This is a genomic window from Actinoplanes sp. NPDC049118, from assembly GCF_040648555.1.
Classification (GTDB): domain Bacteria; phylum Actinomycetota; class Actinomycetes; order Mycobacteriales; family Micromonosporaceae; genus Actinoplanes.
This window is the reverse complement of record NZ_JBEZDY010000012.1, coordinates 107,640-121,455: the sequence shown is the minus strand read 5'-3', so window position 1 is coordinate 121,455 and position 13,816 is coordinate 107,640. Positions and strand designations below refer to the sequence as shown.

Genomic DNA, 13,816 nt, shown 5'->3' with positions numbered 1-13,816 from the left:
TCCGGGCGACACCCGGGTGTGGCGCCGCGTCTCCTCCCGGTATGAGCTGGGAGGCACGAATGAATTTCCGCTGGCGCACCATCGACATCATCGTCGCATCGATCATCGCCGTAGCCTTCGGCGTGATCTTCTGGGCCTGGAACCTGGTCTGGAGCGCCACCGACGGCGCGTTCGCCTTCTTCCCGCCCGCGCAGGCGCTGCTCTACGGCGTCTGGCTGATGCCGGCCGTGCTGGCCGGGCTGATCATCCGCAAGCCGGGTGCCGCGCTCTACACCGAGACGGTCGCGGCCGTCATCTCCGCGCTGCTGGGTGCGGCCTGGGGCGCCACGGTCATCCCGCAGGGCCTGGTGCAGGGCCTCGGCGCGGAGCTGGCGTTCGCGCTGCTGCTGTACCGCTCGTGGAAGCTGCCGGCGGCGCTGCTCGCCGGCCTGCTGACCGGGCTCAGCGCGGCGGTGTTCGACTTCTTCGCCTGGAACGCGGCCTACGACCTGTGGGACTACCGGATCCCGTACGCGCTGCTCACGATCGTCAGCAGCACGATCATCGCGGGGGCCGGTTCCTGGGCGCTGACCCGGGCGCTGGCGCCGACCGGCGTGCTGGACCGCTTCGCCGCGGGCCGCGACCGAGCCCTGGTCTAACCGTGCCCGAGGTCGTGCTGCGCGGGTTCGGCTGGCGCCACGCCGGGCGCCGGGCCTGGGCCGTGCGCGGCGTCGACCTGCGCATCTCACACGGCGAGCGGGTGCTCCTGCTGGGTCCCTCCGGGGCCGGCAAGAGCACCCTGCTCGCCGCGCTCGCCGGCCTGCTGCCCGAGGACTCCGGCGAGTCCGAGGGCACGGTCGAGATCGACGGGCTGGAACCGGCAAAGGCCCGCGAACGCGTCGGCATCGTCTTCCAGGACCCGCAGACCCAGCTCGTGATGGCCCGCAGCGGCGACGACGTGGCGTTCGGCCTCGAGAACCGGGGCGTGCCCGCGGAGGAGATCTGGCCGCGGGTGTCCGTCGCGCTCGACCGCGTCGGATTCCCGTACCCGATCGACCGCAGGACCGCCGCCCTGTCCGGCGGCGAGCAGCAGCGCCTGGCCCTCGCCGGGGTCCTGGCGCCGCGGCCGGGCCTGCTGCTGCTCGACGAGCCGACCGCGAACCTCGACCCGGCGGGCGGCGCGCTGATCCGCTCGGCGATCGCCCGCTCGCACGACCCGGACACCACGCTGATCCTGGTCGAGCACCGGATCGCCGAGGCGCTCACCCTGGTCGACCGGGTGGTCGTGCTGGAGCCGGGCGGCGGCGTCCGCGCCGACGGCACGCCCTCGGCCGTCTTCTCCCTCCTCGGCGATCAGCTCGCCGAACAGGGCGTCTGGGTGCCGGGCCGGCCGCTGCCCGCGCACCGGGCCGTCGCGCCGCCGGCCGACACCCTGGTACGCGCGGAGCACGTCACCGTGCGGCACCGGCTTCCGGCGACAAGCATCCGGGTACGGGCCGGCGAGGCACTGGCCGTGACGGGCCCGAACGGCGCCGGCAAATCCACGCTGGCCCTGGTGCTCGGCGGACTGCTCGCCCCCACCTCGGGCTCGGTCGACGCGGCGCCGGGCGGTGCGCCGCACAGGTGGCGGGCCGCGGCGCTCACCCAGCGCATCGGATCGGTCTTCCAGTCACCGGAACACCAGTTCGTCACGTCCCGGGTGGCCGACGAACTCGCGCTCGGGCCCCGGCAGCTGGGGCGCCCGGACGTCTCCGCCATCGTGGACGAACTGCTCGACCGGCTGCGGCTGACGAAGCTGGCGGGCGCGAACCCGTACACCCTCTCCGGGGGCGAGGCCCGGCGGCTCAGCGTCGCGACGGCCCTGGCCACCGCGCCCCGGCTGCTCGTACTCGACGAGCCGACCTTCGGCCAGGACCGGCGCACCTGGATCGAGCTGGTCGAGCTGCTGGCCAGGCTGCGCGACGACGGGTGCGGCATCGTCGCGGTAACCCACGACGAGGACTTCGTCACCGCGCTCGCCGACCGCACCGTCGTCCTGGGCCGGCCCGGATGACCCTCGTCCTGGAACCGGTCGCCGACGCCACCGCCGTCCTGGCCCGGCGCAATCCGGTCGCCAAGCTGGGGGCGGCGCTGCTGTTCTCACTGCCGCTGGTGGCGACCCTCGACCCGCTGACGCCCGGCCTGGCGCTCGTGATCGAGCTGGCGCTGCTGCCGCTCTTCGGCGTCCGCTACCGCGTGCTGGCCCGGCGGGCGTGGCCGCTCGCGCTGGCCGCCGCCGGCGTCCTGATCACCATGGTGCTGTTCGCGGCCGACCGCACCGGCGCGCTGCTGTTCTCGCTCGGCCCGTTCGACATCACCACCGGCGTGGTCATGGGCGCGCTGGGCCTGGTGCTGCGCCTCTTCGCGGTCGCGCTGCCCGGCATCATCGTCTTCGCCACCACCGACCCGACCGATCTCGCGGACGCCCTGGTGCAGAACGCGAAGGCACCCGCCCGCTTCGCCATCGGCGCGCTCGCGGCCTTCCGGATGATCCCGCTGCTCGGCGAGGAGTGGCAGATGCTCGGCCTGGCCCGCCGGGCCCGCGGCATCGACGCCGGCCGCAACCCGATCGCGCGGCTGCGGCTGTTCGGGTCCACCGCGTTCGCCCTGCTGGTCGGCGCCCTGCGCCGCGGCGCCCGGCTGGCGCTGGCGATGGACGCCCGCGGCTTCGACTCCGGAATCCCCCGCACCTGCGCCCGCCGCCAGGTCTTCGGCCGCGCGGACGCGGCCCTGCTGATCGGCGCGGCCGTGCTCTCGGCGGCGATCCTGACGACAAGCGTCCAGGCCGGGCTCTTCCGCCCGATCATCGGCTGAGACCGTCGGATTCGCGGTTTGCGCTCCTGTTCGCCGCGGGGTCACCCGGCTGACACCTCACGTTGGACAGCCGCCACGAGATTGACGCGGACATCCCTGTCGATCTTCGGCTCCGACGGCCAGTACCGGGTCATCGACCAGGCCGGGCACGGGCACCCCGACACCGCAACGGCGGTGCACTGGCTGCGACGTACCGGATACCGCCCCCGGCAGACCTGGCGCTCCGGGCCGAACTGAGAGTCCGGGTATGTTCGCGGGTGTGGCTTGGACGACTGCCGTTGACGGGTTCCGGCTTGCGTACGAGCGGACCGGCGCCGGCCCCGCCGTGGTGTTGCTGCACGGGTGGCCGAGCGACCGAACCGAGTACCGCGACGTTGTTCCGCTCCTGCCGGCGGCCGACGTGGTGGTGCCCGACCTGCGCGGCTTCGGCGCGTCCGACAGGCATTCGGCCGACCCGGCGAGGTACAGCGCCGGCGCGCAGGCGCGCAGCGTCATCGGGCTGATCGAGGAGCTCGGGCTGGACCGGCCGGTCCTCGGCGGGCACGACATCGGCAGCCGCGTCGCGCAGGCCGTGGCCCGGCACCGCCCCGACCTGATCCGGGCGCTGGTGCTCACGCCACCGCTGCCGGGGATCGGCGAGCGGATCCTGACCCCGGCGGCGCAGCAGGAGTTCTGGTACGTGGCCTTCCACCGGCTTGGGCTCGCGGACGAACTCATCGACGGCCGGCCCGACGCCGTGCGCCGCTACCTGCGCCACTTCTGGACGCACTGGTCCGGGCCCGGGTTCACCCTCGCCGAGGACCACCTCGACCATCTCGTCGCGCTGTACTCCGAGCCGGGCGCGTTCGCCGCGTCCATCGGCTGGTACCGCTACGGCGCCAGCGGGCTCGCGCGGGTTGCGGCCGAACCGGTGCCGCAGCCGGCGGAGCGGATCACCGTGCCGACCACGGTGCTGTGGCCCGAGCACGACCCGCTGTTTCCCACCGGCTGGTCCGACCGGCTCGACCGGTTCTTCGCCGACGTCCGGCTGCGGCACGTCGACGGCGGGCACTTCCTGCCGCTGGAGTGCCCGCGAGAGTTCGCCGCGGCCGTGGCCACCGCGACGACGGTCACCGGTTCAGCGTGATCCAGTAGCGCCGCACCGATACGTGCTCGAGGCGGCGGACGCCCTCCAGGACACCGCCGTTGCGTTCGATCGTCCGGGCCGAGGCGACGTTGTCCGCCAGGCACGGGATGAGCACCTGCTCCAGGCCGAGAGCGCGGGCCTCGCCGAGCATCTCGGCCAGCGCCCAGCTCGCCAGGCCGCGGCGGCGCGCGGACGGGCGTACGCCGTAGCCGACGTGGCCGATGCCGTCGTCGAACTTGTGCCGCAGGTCGATTCCTCCGAGGACCCGGCCGTCCTCGACGATCCAGCGCGGTGAGACGTGCTTCTCGTCCGGGCAGGGCTCCCCGGCCCGGTGGGTCAGGTGGAGGCGTCGGTGCACCCAGCCGGCGAAGCCCTCCGGCGAGTCCAGGTCGTCGCCGGCCTTGATGCCGAATCCGTCCTCGTGCAGACCGGGACCCCATTCGTCGCGGCATTCCAGGAAGGCGGTGTGCAGGAGAACGGTCGGCAGAATCAGTTCAGGCATGCGGCGACGGTAGCCACCACCCGACCGGACAGGCGAATTCGCATTGAGGCATCCACAGTCCAAATTGCGCCACAAACCGGAAAGGCGTTCAGGGGTGTGCATGAAGGCCGCTTTCGGCTGTCCACGGCCGGTTCAGGGTCATCGCCGGGCCACTCACGCCCGAGCTCGCGCTCGACAATAAACGAGCAGTGCAGCCGAAAGTGACCTTGGCCATTGTCTTTGCCGCGGACTGGCGATAGCGGTTGTCCGGGGTACGAGAATGGCGTGCATGGGCACCTGGCTGGCGACCATCCGCTTCCCCGACGGCACGTGCAAATACGCGAGATACAGCACGGTCGTGGAGGAGATGTACCACCCGCTGTACGCCGAGTGCTCGATAGGAGGAGACCGCGGCGAAGTCGCCGGCGAACCACTACCCGGCCGTCCCGAGCTGCCGCGGTCGGCGGCGGCGGACCTCGTGCCCGTGGTGATCGACGTGGAGTCGTACAACGACGCGTGGCACGCGCTGTACTGCCCGCGCCGCGCGCTGCTGGCCGGCCCGTTCTCCGGCTTCCATCGCGACCGGATGCAGGCGGAGTTCGAGCTGGCCCGCGACGAGCACGGGGTGCGGCACCTCGGCTGGTCGGAGTCGACGAGCCTGTGCGGAAGGCCGCTGACCGGTGAGCCGCTCGTCTTCCACGACCACCTGGCCGACTGGGGACCGATGGAGCCACCCGAGCCGATCGAGCCGGTGGAGGTGATCGACCTGTACGCCGACTGGGACGAGCCCGACATGTGCCGCGCGTGCCTGCTCACCACGGTGGCCGTGCTGCCCGAGCGTGACGTGGTCCGCCCGGACATGACGCTGACCATGCCGGACCGGGCCCGCACGGCGGGCGCGGGTTGGTGGCGCCGCCTGCTCGGCCGCTGACCTCGGACCGCCGTTCATATCTCCCTGTCAGGATGGGTGCATGCTTGTCGCCTTCTCCATCACCCCGCTCGGCGCGGGCGAGTCCGTCGGCGACCTGGTGGCCGAGGCCGTCCGGGTCGTGCGGGCCTCCGGGTTGCCCAATCGCACCGACGCCATGTTCACCACCGTCGAGGGCGAGTGGGACGAGGTCATGGCCGTGGTCAAGCAGGCGGTCGACGCCGTCGCCGCGCACGCACCGCGGGTGTCCGTCTCGCTCAAGGCCGACATCCGGCCCGGCGTCACCGACGCGCTGCACGCCAAGGTCGAGCACGTCGAGCGCCGGCTGGCGGAGCAGTGAGACGCCTGGTCATGTGGGACATCGACTACACGTTGCTGCGGGGCGGCGGGGTCGCGGCGCAGGCCTGGCGCGCCGCGTTCACCGCGGTCACCGGGGTCGCCTGGCGGGCCATGCCGATCTTCGGCGGGCGCACCGACCTCGACATCTGTGCCGAGGTCTTCGCCGCGCACGGCGTCACCGACTGCACGCCGGAGCGGTTCTTCGCCCGCTACGTCGAGGAGGTGCACGGCTCGCGGCATCTCTTCGCCGAGCAGGGCGAGCTGCTGCCGGGCGTGCGGGACGTGCTCGACGAGCTGGGTGCGCGCGGCGACGTGGTGCAGACGCTTGTCACCGGGAACGTGCCGCAGGTCGCCGCCGCCAAGGTCGCCGCGTTCGATCTCGCCGCGGCGTTCGATGCCGAGATCGGTGGCTACGGCACCGACGACAGCGTGCGGGCCACGCTGGTGCGGCGGTGCCGGGAGCGGGCCGAGGCCAAGTACGGCGAGCGGTTCCGGGCCGTGGTGGTCGGCGACACCGCCTACGACGTGACGGCCGCGCTGGCCAACGACGCGCTCGCCGTTGGGGTGGCCACCGGATCGGCCAGCATGGCCGAGCTCGCGCTGGCCGGGGCGCATGCCGTGCTGCCCGACCTGTCCGACGTGGACGCCGCCGTCGCGGTCATCACGAGCTGAGGCCGGAGCGGCGGTGACTCACGCGGGGGCGACGGGGTTGGGGATCGCCCCGCCGAAGCGGCGGTCCCGCCGGGCATAGAGCTCGCAGGCATACCAGAGGTGGCGGCGGTCGAAGTCCGGCCACAGCGTGTCGAGGAAGACCAGCTCCGCGTACGCCGACTGCCAGAGCAGGAAGTTCGAGGTGCGCTCCTCGCCGGAGGGGCGCAGGAACATGTCCACCTCGGGGATCTCCGGGTGGTACAGGTATCTCGCGATCGTCTTCTCGTTGATCTTGTCGGCCTTGAGCCTGCCCGCCACGACGTCGCGGGCGATCGCCGCCGCCGCGTCCGCGATCTCCGCCTGGCCGCCGTAGTTCACGCAGAACTGCAGGGTCAGCTTGGAGTTGCCCTTCGACATCTCCTCCGCGGTCTGCAGCTCCGAGATGACGCTCTTCCACAGCCGGCCCGCGCGGCCCGACCACACCACCCGGACGCCCAGCTCGACCAGCTGGTCGCGGCGCCGGCGGATCACGTCGCGGTTGAAGCCCATCAGGAAGCGGACCTCCTCCGGGGAACGCTTCCAGTTCTCCGTCGAGAACGCGTAAGCCGAGAGGTAGGGGATGCCGAGCTCGATCGCGCCCTCGATGGTGTCGAAGAGCGAATACTCGCCCTGCTCGTGACCCTTGGTGCGGGACAGGCCGCGCTCCTTGGCCCAGCGGCCGTTGCCGTCCATCACCACCGCGACGTGCTTCGGGATCGCGGCGGCTGGCAGGGCCGGCGGCCGGGCTCCGGAGGGGTGCGGGGTTGGCGGACGCGTCACGAGGTGCTCTCCCGTCGATCGACAAGTGGCAGCGCGCGCAGGTTGCGCTCCATGTGCCACTGCAGGTGTGCTGCCACGAGGCCGCTGCACTCGCGGCGTACCGGTGGCTCGGTGGCGTCGGCGACCTGCCAGTCGCCGCTGGTCAGGGCCGCCATCAGGGCGATCGTCGCCGGGGCCGGGTGCGCCGCGCCGGGCGGGCGGCAGTCGGGGCAGACCGAGCCGCCCGCGGGCACCGAGAACGCGCCGTGCTGCCCGGGGGTGCCGCAGACCGCGCACTCGGCGAGCGCGGGCGCCCAGCCCGCGAAGTTCATCCCGCGCAGCAGGTAGGCGTCCAGGACCAGGCTGCTCGCGTGCTCCCCCGCCGCGAGCGCCTTGAGCGCGCCGAGGGTGAGCTGGAACAGCCGCAGCGCCGGCTCCCGCTCGACCGGGGAGAGCCGCTCGGCGGTCTCCGCGATGGCGCTGGCCGCGGTGTAGCGGGGGTAGTCGCCGAGGAACCTCTTGCCGAAGAGCGTCACGGCCTCGACCTGGCTGACCGAGTGCAGGCTGCTGCCCACCCCCTCCGGCGAGCCGGCGAGCTGCAGGTCGATATGGCCGAACGGCTCGAGCCGGGCGCCGAAGCGGGACGTCGTGCGGCGCACCCCGCGGGCCACCGCGCGCAGCCGGCCGTGCCGGCGGGTCAGCAGGGTGATGATCCGGTCGCTTTCGCCCAGTTTCTGCACGCGCAGGACCACCGCGTCGTCGCGGTAGAGCTGGCGGCGGTATCCGGCGGGCACGGACGCCATTCTGCCCCCTGGGTACGACGGACCCTGACCCGGATCTCAGGGTCTTCTCCGGGCTGCCTCAGTGGGAGGACCGATAGCGCCCGGACCGGGACGCCCCCTAGCGTCACAGACATGACCCCGACTCTCGCCCGGCGCGCCGGCGCCATCACCCTGATCGCCGCGACCGCGGCCGCCCTGGCCGGCTGCGGCGGCGGGATCGGCGCGCGGCTGACCTACGACGACACCGAGAAGGTCAAGGTCTCCGAGATCGTCCTGAGCGGCGGCAGCGGGAACGTCACCGTGTCGACGGCCCCGATCGCCGAGACCCGGATCAAGCGGGTCGTCCGCACCGGCGGCTCCGACGACCCGCAGGCCTCGTACCGGCTGGACGGCACGGTGTTGAGCATCGACACGCGCTGCGGTGACCACTGCAACGTCTCGTACGAGATCCAGGCCCCGGCCGGGGTTCACGTGCGCGGCAAGCTCGGCTCGGGCGACATCAGCCTGACCGAGGTTGGCGCCGCGGACGTCACCGTGGGCTCCGGCAACGTCGAGATCGACCGGGCGAGCGGCGCGGTGTCGGTCAAGTCCGGTTCGGGCGACATCGTCGTCAACGACCTGCACGGCACCGTCACGCTGGTGGCCGGCTCCGGCAACGTCGAGGCGCGCGCGCTCGCGGGTGGCGCGGCGGTCCGGGCCCAGGCCTCGTCCGGCGACCTCGACGTCGAGCTGGCGCAGGCCGGCCCGGTAACGGCGCGGACGGGCAGCGGGAACGTGGAGCTGCTGGTGCCGGACGGCGCGTACCAGGTGAAGACGCACACCGGCTCGGGCGACGCCGACCTGATCGGCCTGGTCAACGACCCGAGCGCGAAGAACATGCTGGACGTGCAGACCGGCAGCGGCGACGTGACGATCACGACGGTCCCGGGGTCGTAGCCACCGGCGTCAGGTGCGCACGGTCTCGCCCATCGCGGCCCGGTGGCTCACCCGGGGAATCGCCGGGGAGACCGGCGCCTCCGCCGGCCGGCGGGGCCGCCCGCCCGGCACCAGCACCGGCAGGCGCCCGGCGGCGAAGTCCTCGACCCAGCCGAAGAGCAGCACGGCCAGGGTGACGAGGGCGACGATCACCGCGAACCGCCAGCCGATGCCGACCGGGCCGCGCACCGGGAGGCCGTGCGTCTCCCCGATCCGGGTGACGGCCACGATGATCGGCACGTGCCACAGGTAGATCGTCAATGCCCGGGCGTTGAGGATCGTGACCAGCCGCCGCGGCCGCGCCGCGGTCGCGACCGGCGCGAAACCGAGCGCGATCAGCACGAACGCGGCAGACCACAGCGCGTTGCCGAGGGGAATGTCGTTGAGGTCGTAACCGCGCGGGCCGGGATGGGTGGCGATCCAGGCCGCGCCGAGCGCCGCCAGCCCCGCCGCGAGCCCGACGAGGCGCCGCCGCGGCAGCCGGTGCAGCATCCCGTCGTGGTGGGCGAAGCCGAGCAGCCAGGCGCCGCCGTAGAGGGCCATGTCGCGCACGATCGGGTGCGGCGTCAGCCCGCAGAGCGTGATGACGGCCAGCACGACGTAGGGCACCGCGACGGACAGCTTCGGCAGGCGGCGGAAGACCGGCAGGACGAGCGGCGACAGCAGCACGAACCAGAGAAAGTCACGCAGGTACCAGGTGGCGCTCAGCGCCATCGAACCCCAGCCGTTCGCCGGCGGGTCCTGGATCGGGAACGCCCAGTAGAGCACCTTCCAGTCCCAGGCCAGCCCGGTGCACAGCATCGCGGGCACGGCGATCACGGACATGGCCCACAGCGAGGGCAGCAGGCGGCGCAGGCGGCGTTCGGCGGCGAGCGGCCCGCAGCGGTCGATCGAGGCCGCCATCAGGGAGCCGGCCAGGGCGAACATCACGGTCATCGCGGGGAAGGCGATGGTGAGCGCCACCCAGCCGGTGGAGTGGTAGACGACAACCCGGACGATCGCGATCGCACGCAGCAGGTCCAGATACCGATTCCGCATGGTCTAAATGGCTATCGAAATAACCCCCGACAAAGCAAACGAAACGGTCAGACCGTGAGATGACCCACAAATATAGTTAAAATCCCAACTTACGGAGCTGCTTGGGATCTCGCTGCCATTCCTTGGCGATCCGGACGTGCAGATCCAGGTAGATCTTGCGGCCGAGCAGCTTCTCGATCTCGGCCCGCGCCCGGATGCCGACGTCCTTGAGCCGGGCGCCCTTGGCGCCGATCACGATCGACTTCTGACTGTCCCGCTCCACGAACAGGTTGGCGTAGATCTTGGTCGTCCTGCCCTCGACCAGCATCTCCTCGACCAGGACGGCGATCGAGTGCGGCAGCTCTTCGCGCACACCCTCGAGCGCGGCCTCGCGGATCAGCTCCCCGATGAGGACCTGCTCGGGCTCCTCGGTGAGCACGTCGTCCGGGTAGAGCGGCGGCGACTCGGGCAGGCGCTTGACGATCACGTCGACCAGCGTCTCGACCTGATGCCCGGAGACGGCGCTGACCGGCACGATGTCGGCGAAGTCGTAGAGCTTGCTGACGTCGAGCAGCCGCTGCGCCAGCGTCGCCGGGTCGACCAGGTCCACCTTGGTCACGACGGCGATGACGGTCGCCTTGAGCGCGGCGATCTCGGCCGAGATGAACCGGTCCCCGGCACCGACGGGCTCGTCCGCGGGGAAGCAGACCCCGATGACGTCGACCTCGCTCCAGGTCTCGCGGACCAGGTCGTTGAGGCGCTCGCCGAGCAGGGTCCTCGGCCGGTGCAGGCCGGGGGTGTCGACGAGGACGAGCTGTGAGTGCTCCTGGTGCAGGATGCCGCGGATGATGTGGCGGGTGGTCTGCGGCTTGTTCGACGTGATGGCGATCTTCTGACCGATGATCGCATTCGTCAGGGTGGATTTGCCGGCGTTTGGCCGTCCGACAAAACACGCAAATCCGGCACGGTAGGTGGTGTCGACGGTCGCGGCCCGGCTTGCGGCCTTGTGCCGGTGCTTCTTTCTTTCCGTACGGGCGTTCTCCGCGCCGCCGGAAGTCCGTGGCCCCGGGCTCGGCTCCTCCCGAGGGGCGCCGCCGCCGCGAACGGTCTCGCCGGCCGCGCGCGGCTTCGCGCTCGCCGCGCGCTTCGGGGCGCCCGGGGCGGTGGCGCGGCCCGGGGCGGTGGCGCGGCCCGGGGCGGTGGCGCGGCCCGCGCCAGCCGGCGCCGCGTCGGCCTGCTCGCGGCGCGCGGCCCGGCGCTCCTGGCGTCGCTGCTCGTTGCGCTCGCCGGCCGTGAGCCGCCGCTCGCCCGCGGGTGCCTCGGCGGGGCCGGCGGCCCGCGCCGGCCGTCCCTCGCCGCCGGCCGCCTGCGCGCGACCGGGCCTCGCCGGCCGGGCCTCGCCGCCGCGCCCGGCGCCCTGGCCACGCCCGGGCCGGGCGGGGCGCGCCTCGCCGTCCTTGCCGACCCGGGTGGGCCGGGCGTCACCGCGGCCGGCACCCTGGGCCCGCCCGGTCCGAGCGGGCAGAGCCTCGCCGTCCTTGCCGACCCGGGCCGGCCGGGCATCGCCGCCGCGCCCGGCGGCCTGACCACGCCCGGCGGTTTGACCACGCCCGGCGGCCTGACCACGCCCGGTCCGGCCCTCGCGCTTCTCCGGCGTCACGCCGTCACCGTGCCCAGCAGGGCGCCGGTCGGGGCCGCAACGTGGATCGGCGCCTCGGCCGCCAGGTCCCGGACCGCCGCATGCCCCGCACCGTCCAGCGTCGACGCCTCGGTCACCACCGCGGCCGCCTCGAGCCTCGTCGCGCCCGCCGCCACCGCCGAGGCCACCGCGAGCTGCAGGGCCGTGATCGACATGCTGGGCAGGGCAACGCTCGCGGCCGCGTAGGTGCGGCCGTCCTGGTCGCGTACCGAAGCTCCCTCGGCCGCGCCCACCCGGGCGCGTGCGCCGCGGGCCAGGGTGACCAGTTTCGCGTCCTCGGCGCTGAGCTCGCCCTCGGCGGGGTTGACGGCGGATCCGGCGGGGGTGCTCTGGTCAGGCATCGGCGTGCTGTCTTTCCTCGTTCTCGGGGGCGTTCGCTTCTTCGTCACTGGTGTCCGACCCGACGCGGCACACCAGCACCGAATCGATCCGGTTGCGGCGGCCGATCGTGCCCTCCGCGATCAGGTGCAGGCCGCACACGTCGACCGACGCGCCCGGGATCGGCACCCGGCCGAGCGTCTGCGCGAGCAGGCCGCCGACCGTCTCGACCTCGTCGGCGGGCAGTTCCACGCCGAAGATGTCGCCGAGGTCCTCGATCGGCAGCCGCGCGGTCACCCGCACCGCACCGTCCTCGAGGTGGTCGATGGGCGGGTGCTCGACGTCGTACTCGTCGGTGATCTCGCCGACGATCTCCTCGAGGATGTCCTCGATGGTGACCAGGCCGGCCGTGCCACCGTACTCGTCGACGACGATGACCAGGTGGGTGCGGGCCGCCTGCATCTCCGACAGCAGATCGTCGACCGGCTTGGACTCCGGCACGAAGGTCGCCGTGCGCATCAGCTCGGCGACCGGCGAGGCCGAGGCCGCCGGGTCGCCGTTCTGGGTGCTGCGCACGACGTCCTTGAGGTAGAGCACGCCCAGCACGTCGTCGACGCTCTCCCCGATCACCGGGATGCGGGAGAAGCCGGAGCGCAGGAAGAGGTAGAGCGCCTGCTGAAGCGTCTTGGGCGCCTCTATCCACACCATCTCGGTGCGCGGCACCATCACCTCGCGGGCGATGGTGTCACCGAGCGCGAAGACCGAATGGATCATTTCGCGCTCGCCGTGCTCCACGACGCCGCGCTGTTCCGCCAGGTCGACAAGCTCCCGCAGTTCGACCTGGCTGCCGAACGGTCCCTCGGGAAAGCCCTTGCCGGGCGTCACCGCGTTACCGATCAGGATCAGCAGCGACGCCAGCGGGTTCAGCGCGCGGCCGAGCCAGCGCACCAGCGGGGCGGTGGCCCTGCCGACCGCGTACGCGTGCTGGCGCCCGAGCGTGCGCGGCGCGACGCCGACCACGACGAAGCTGACCAGCGTCATCGCGCCGGCCGTGACCAGGGCGGCCCGCCAGCCGGCGCCCCAGCTGTCCACCGCGACGAGCGCGACGAGCGTGGTCGCGGTCAGCTCGCAGAGCAGCCGGAGCAGCAGCAGCAGGTTGAGGTGGCGCACCACGTCGCCGGCCACCGCCGTCAGCGCGGCGGCACCGCGCCGGCCCTCGCGCTCCATCTCCGCGGCGCGTGCCGGGGAGACGGTGGCCAGTGCCGCGTCGGTCATCGACGCCAGGCCGGCGAGGAGGACCAGGACCACCGCGTAGATGATCAGTTGCAGGTCAGGCAGGCCGCCGGGGTGGCCCGCCGCGAGTAACGACGGCTCCACGGGGATCAGCCGGCCCGCCGTCCGGAGCGCCAGCTCTGCAGGAGCCGTGCCTGCAGCGCGAACATCTCGCGCTCCTCCTCGGGCTCGGCGTGGTCGTAGCCGAGCAGATGCAGCACGCCGTGCACGGTGAGCAGGTGCAGCTCATCCGCGGCGGAGTGCTCGGCGGCGGCGGCCTGCTTCGCCGCGACCTCGGGCGCGAGCACGATGTCGCCGAGCAGCGCCGGCTCGCCGGTGCCGGACTCGCCGGGACCGTGGTCGACGCTGCCCTCGTCCATCGGGAAGGCGAGCACATCGGTCGGCCCGTCGCTGCCCATCCAGCGCAGGTTCAGCTCGGCCATGTAGTCGATGTCGACCAGCAGGATGGAAAGCTCGGCGAGGGGGTTGACCCCCATCTCCTCGAGCGCGTGCCGGGCCACCGCCAGGATCGCGTCGGTGTCGACGTCGACTCCCGACTCGTTGGCGATCTCGATGGACATGTAGTGCTTAACCCCTT

General features: G+C 72.8%; 16 protein-coding genes and 1 pseudogene. 9 read left to right on the top strand and 8 right to left on the bottom strand.

Annotated elements, in window-relative coordinates; genetic code table 11:
* The first annotated feature begins 59 nt into the window (after positions 1-59).
* The 5 genes from AB0B58_RS20380 to AB0B58_RS20360 all read left to right on the top strand — a co-directional run bounded on the left by AB0B58_RS20380 (position 60) and on the right by AB0B58_RS20360 (position 3,958).
* On the top strand, positions 60-638 hold the full coding sequence (locus AB0B58_RS20380; protein WP_360225490.1) for an ECF transporter S component: 579 nt from the start codon (positions 60-62) through the stop codon (positions 636-638).
* 2 nt (positions 639-640) lie between these two features.
* On the top strand, positions 641-2,032 hold the full coding sequence (locus tag AB0B58_RS20375; RefSeq protein WP_360225488.1) for an ATP-binding cassette domain-containing protein: 1,392 nt from the start codon (positions 641-643) through the stop codon (positions 2,030-2,032).
* Positions 2,029-2,832, top strand: a complete 804-nt coding sequence (locus AB0B58_RS20370; protein WP_360225486.1) for an energy-coupling factor transporter transmembrane component T — start codon at positions 2,029-2,031, stop codon at positions 2,830-2,832. The genes AB0B58_RS20375 and AB0B58_RS20370 overlap by 4 nt, the downstream gene beginning before the upstream one ends.
* An 81-nt stretch (positions 2,833-2,913) precedes the next feature.
* Complete coding sequence (locus tag AB0B58_RS20365) at positions 2,914-3,069, top strand: hypothetical protein (protein ID WP_360225484.1); 156 nt, start codon at positions 2,914-2,916, stop codon at positions 3,067-3,069.
* A gap of 22 nt (positions 3,070-3,091) precedes the next feature.
* Positions 3,092-3,958, top strand: a complete 867-nt coding sequence (locus AB0B58_RS20360; RefSeq protein ID WP_360225482.1) for an alpha/beta hydrolase — start codon at positions 3,092-3,094, stop codon at positions 3,956-3,958.
* Here AB0B58_RS20360 and AB0B58_RS20355 read toward each other — a convergent pair.
* Positions 3,942-4,460 (bottom strand): GNAT family N-acetyltransferase, encoded by a 519-nt coding sequence (locus AB0B58_RS20355; RefSeq protein ID WP_360225480.1) that lies wholly within the window; start codon positions 4,458-4,460, stop codon positions 3,942-3,944. The two genes, AB0B58_RS20360 and AB0B58_RS20355, sit on opposite strands and share 17 nt — an antisense overlap.
* 268 nt (positions 4,461-4,728) lie before the next feature.
* Here AB0B58_RS20355 and AB0B58_RS20350 point away from each other — a divergent pair, with 268 nt between their 5' ends.
* From AB0B58_RS20350 to AB0B58_RS20340, 3 genes are read left to right on the top strand one after another with little or no spacing between them, the layout of a single operon-like run.
* On the top strand, positions 4,729-5,370 hold the full coding sequence (locus AB0B58_RS20350; protein ID WP_360225478.1) for a hypothetical protein: 642 nt from the start codon (positions 4,729-4,731) through the stop codon (positions 5,368-5,370).
* Positions 5,371-5,410: 40 nt separating this feature from the next.
* Positions 5,411-5,707, top strand: coding sequence for an MTH1187 family thiamine-binding protein (locus AB0B58_RS20345; protein ID WP_360225476.1), 297 nt, complete (start codon positions 5,411-5,413; stop codon positions 5,705-5,707).
* The gene (locus tag AB0B58_RS20340) at positions 5,704-6,378 is read left to right on the top strand and encodes an HAD family hydrolase (RefSeq protein WP_360225474.1); all 675 of its coding nucleotides are present in this window, start codon (positions 5,704-5,706) and stop codon (positions 6,376-6,378) included. Before AB0B58_RS20345 ends, AB0B58_RS20340 begins: the two co-directional genes overlap by 4 nt.
* An 18-nt stretch (positions 6,379-6,396) precedes the next feature.
* Here AB0B58_RS20340 and AB0B58_RS20335 read toward each other — a convergent pair whose 3' ends face one another.
* Together AB0B58_RS20335 and recO are read right to left on the bottom strand one after the other, a co-directional pair.
* Positions 6,397-7,176 (bottom strand): isoprenyl transferase, encoded by a 780-nt coding sequence (locus tag AB0B58_RS20335; RefSeq protein WP_360225472.1) that lies wholly within the window; start codon positions 7,174-7,176, stop codon positions 6,397-6,399.
* Positions 7,173-7,958 (bottom strand): DNA repair protein RecO, encoded by a 786-nt coding sequence (gene recO / locus AB0B58_RS20330; RefSeq protein WP_360225470.1) that lies wholly within the window; start codon positions 7,956-7,958, stop codon positions 7,173-7,175. Before recO ends, AB0B58_RS20335 begins: the two co-directional genes overlap by 4 nt.
* A 111-nt stretch (positions 7,959-8,069) precedes the next feature.
* Between recO and AB0B58_RS20325 the strand changes: the two genes are divergently transcribed.
* A complete protein-coding gene (locus AB0B58_RS20325; RefSeq protein ID WP_360225468.1) occupies positions 8,070-8,873 on the top strand; it encodes a DUF4097 family beta strand repeat-containing protein in 804 nt (267 codons plus the stop codon).
* Positions 8,874-8,882: 9 nt separating this feature from the next.
* Here the strand turns inward: AB0B58_RS20325 and AB0B58_RS20320 are convergent, their stop codons facing one another.
* From AB0B58_RS20320 to ybeY, 5 genes and pseudogenes are all read right to left on the bottom strand, one after another.
* Positions 8,883-9,950, bottom strand: a complete 1,068-nt coding sequence (locus AB0B58_RS20320) for an acyltransferase (RefSeq protein ID WP_360225466.1) — start codon at positions 9,948-9,950, stop codon at positions 8,883-8,885.
* A 76-nt stretch (positions 9,951-10,026) separates the two neighbouring features.
* Positions 10,027-10,899, bottom strand: a pseudogene (gene era, locus AB0B58_RS20315) (GTPase Era); the annotation flags it as partial.
* Between the two features lie 686 nt (positions 10,900-11,585).
* Positions 11,586-11,969 (bottom strand): cytidine deaminase, encoded by a 384-nt coding sequence (locus AB0B58_RS20310; protein ID WP_360225464.1) that lies wholly within the window; start codon positions 11,967-11,969, stop codon positions 11,586-11,588.
* Complete coding sequence (locus tag AB0B58_RS20305) at positions 11,962-13,323, bottom strand: hemolysin family protein (RefSeq protein WP_360225462.1); 1,362 nt, start codon at positions 13,321-13,323, stop codon at positions 11,962-11,964. The genes AB0B58_RS20310 and AB0B58_RS20305 overlap by 8 nt, the downstream gene beginning before the upstream one ends.
* A 5-nt stretch (positions 13,324-13,328) precedes the next feature.
* On the bottom strand, positions 13,329-13,799 hold the full coding sequence (gene ybeY, locus AB0B58_RS20300; protein WP_354720597.1) for an rRNA maturation RNase YbeY: 471 nt from the start codon (positions 13,797-13,799) through the stop codon (positions 13,329-13,331).
* Positions 13,800-13,816 lie beyond the last annotated feature (17 nt).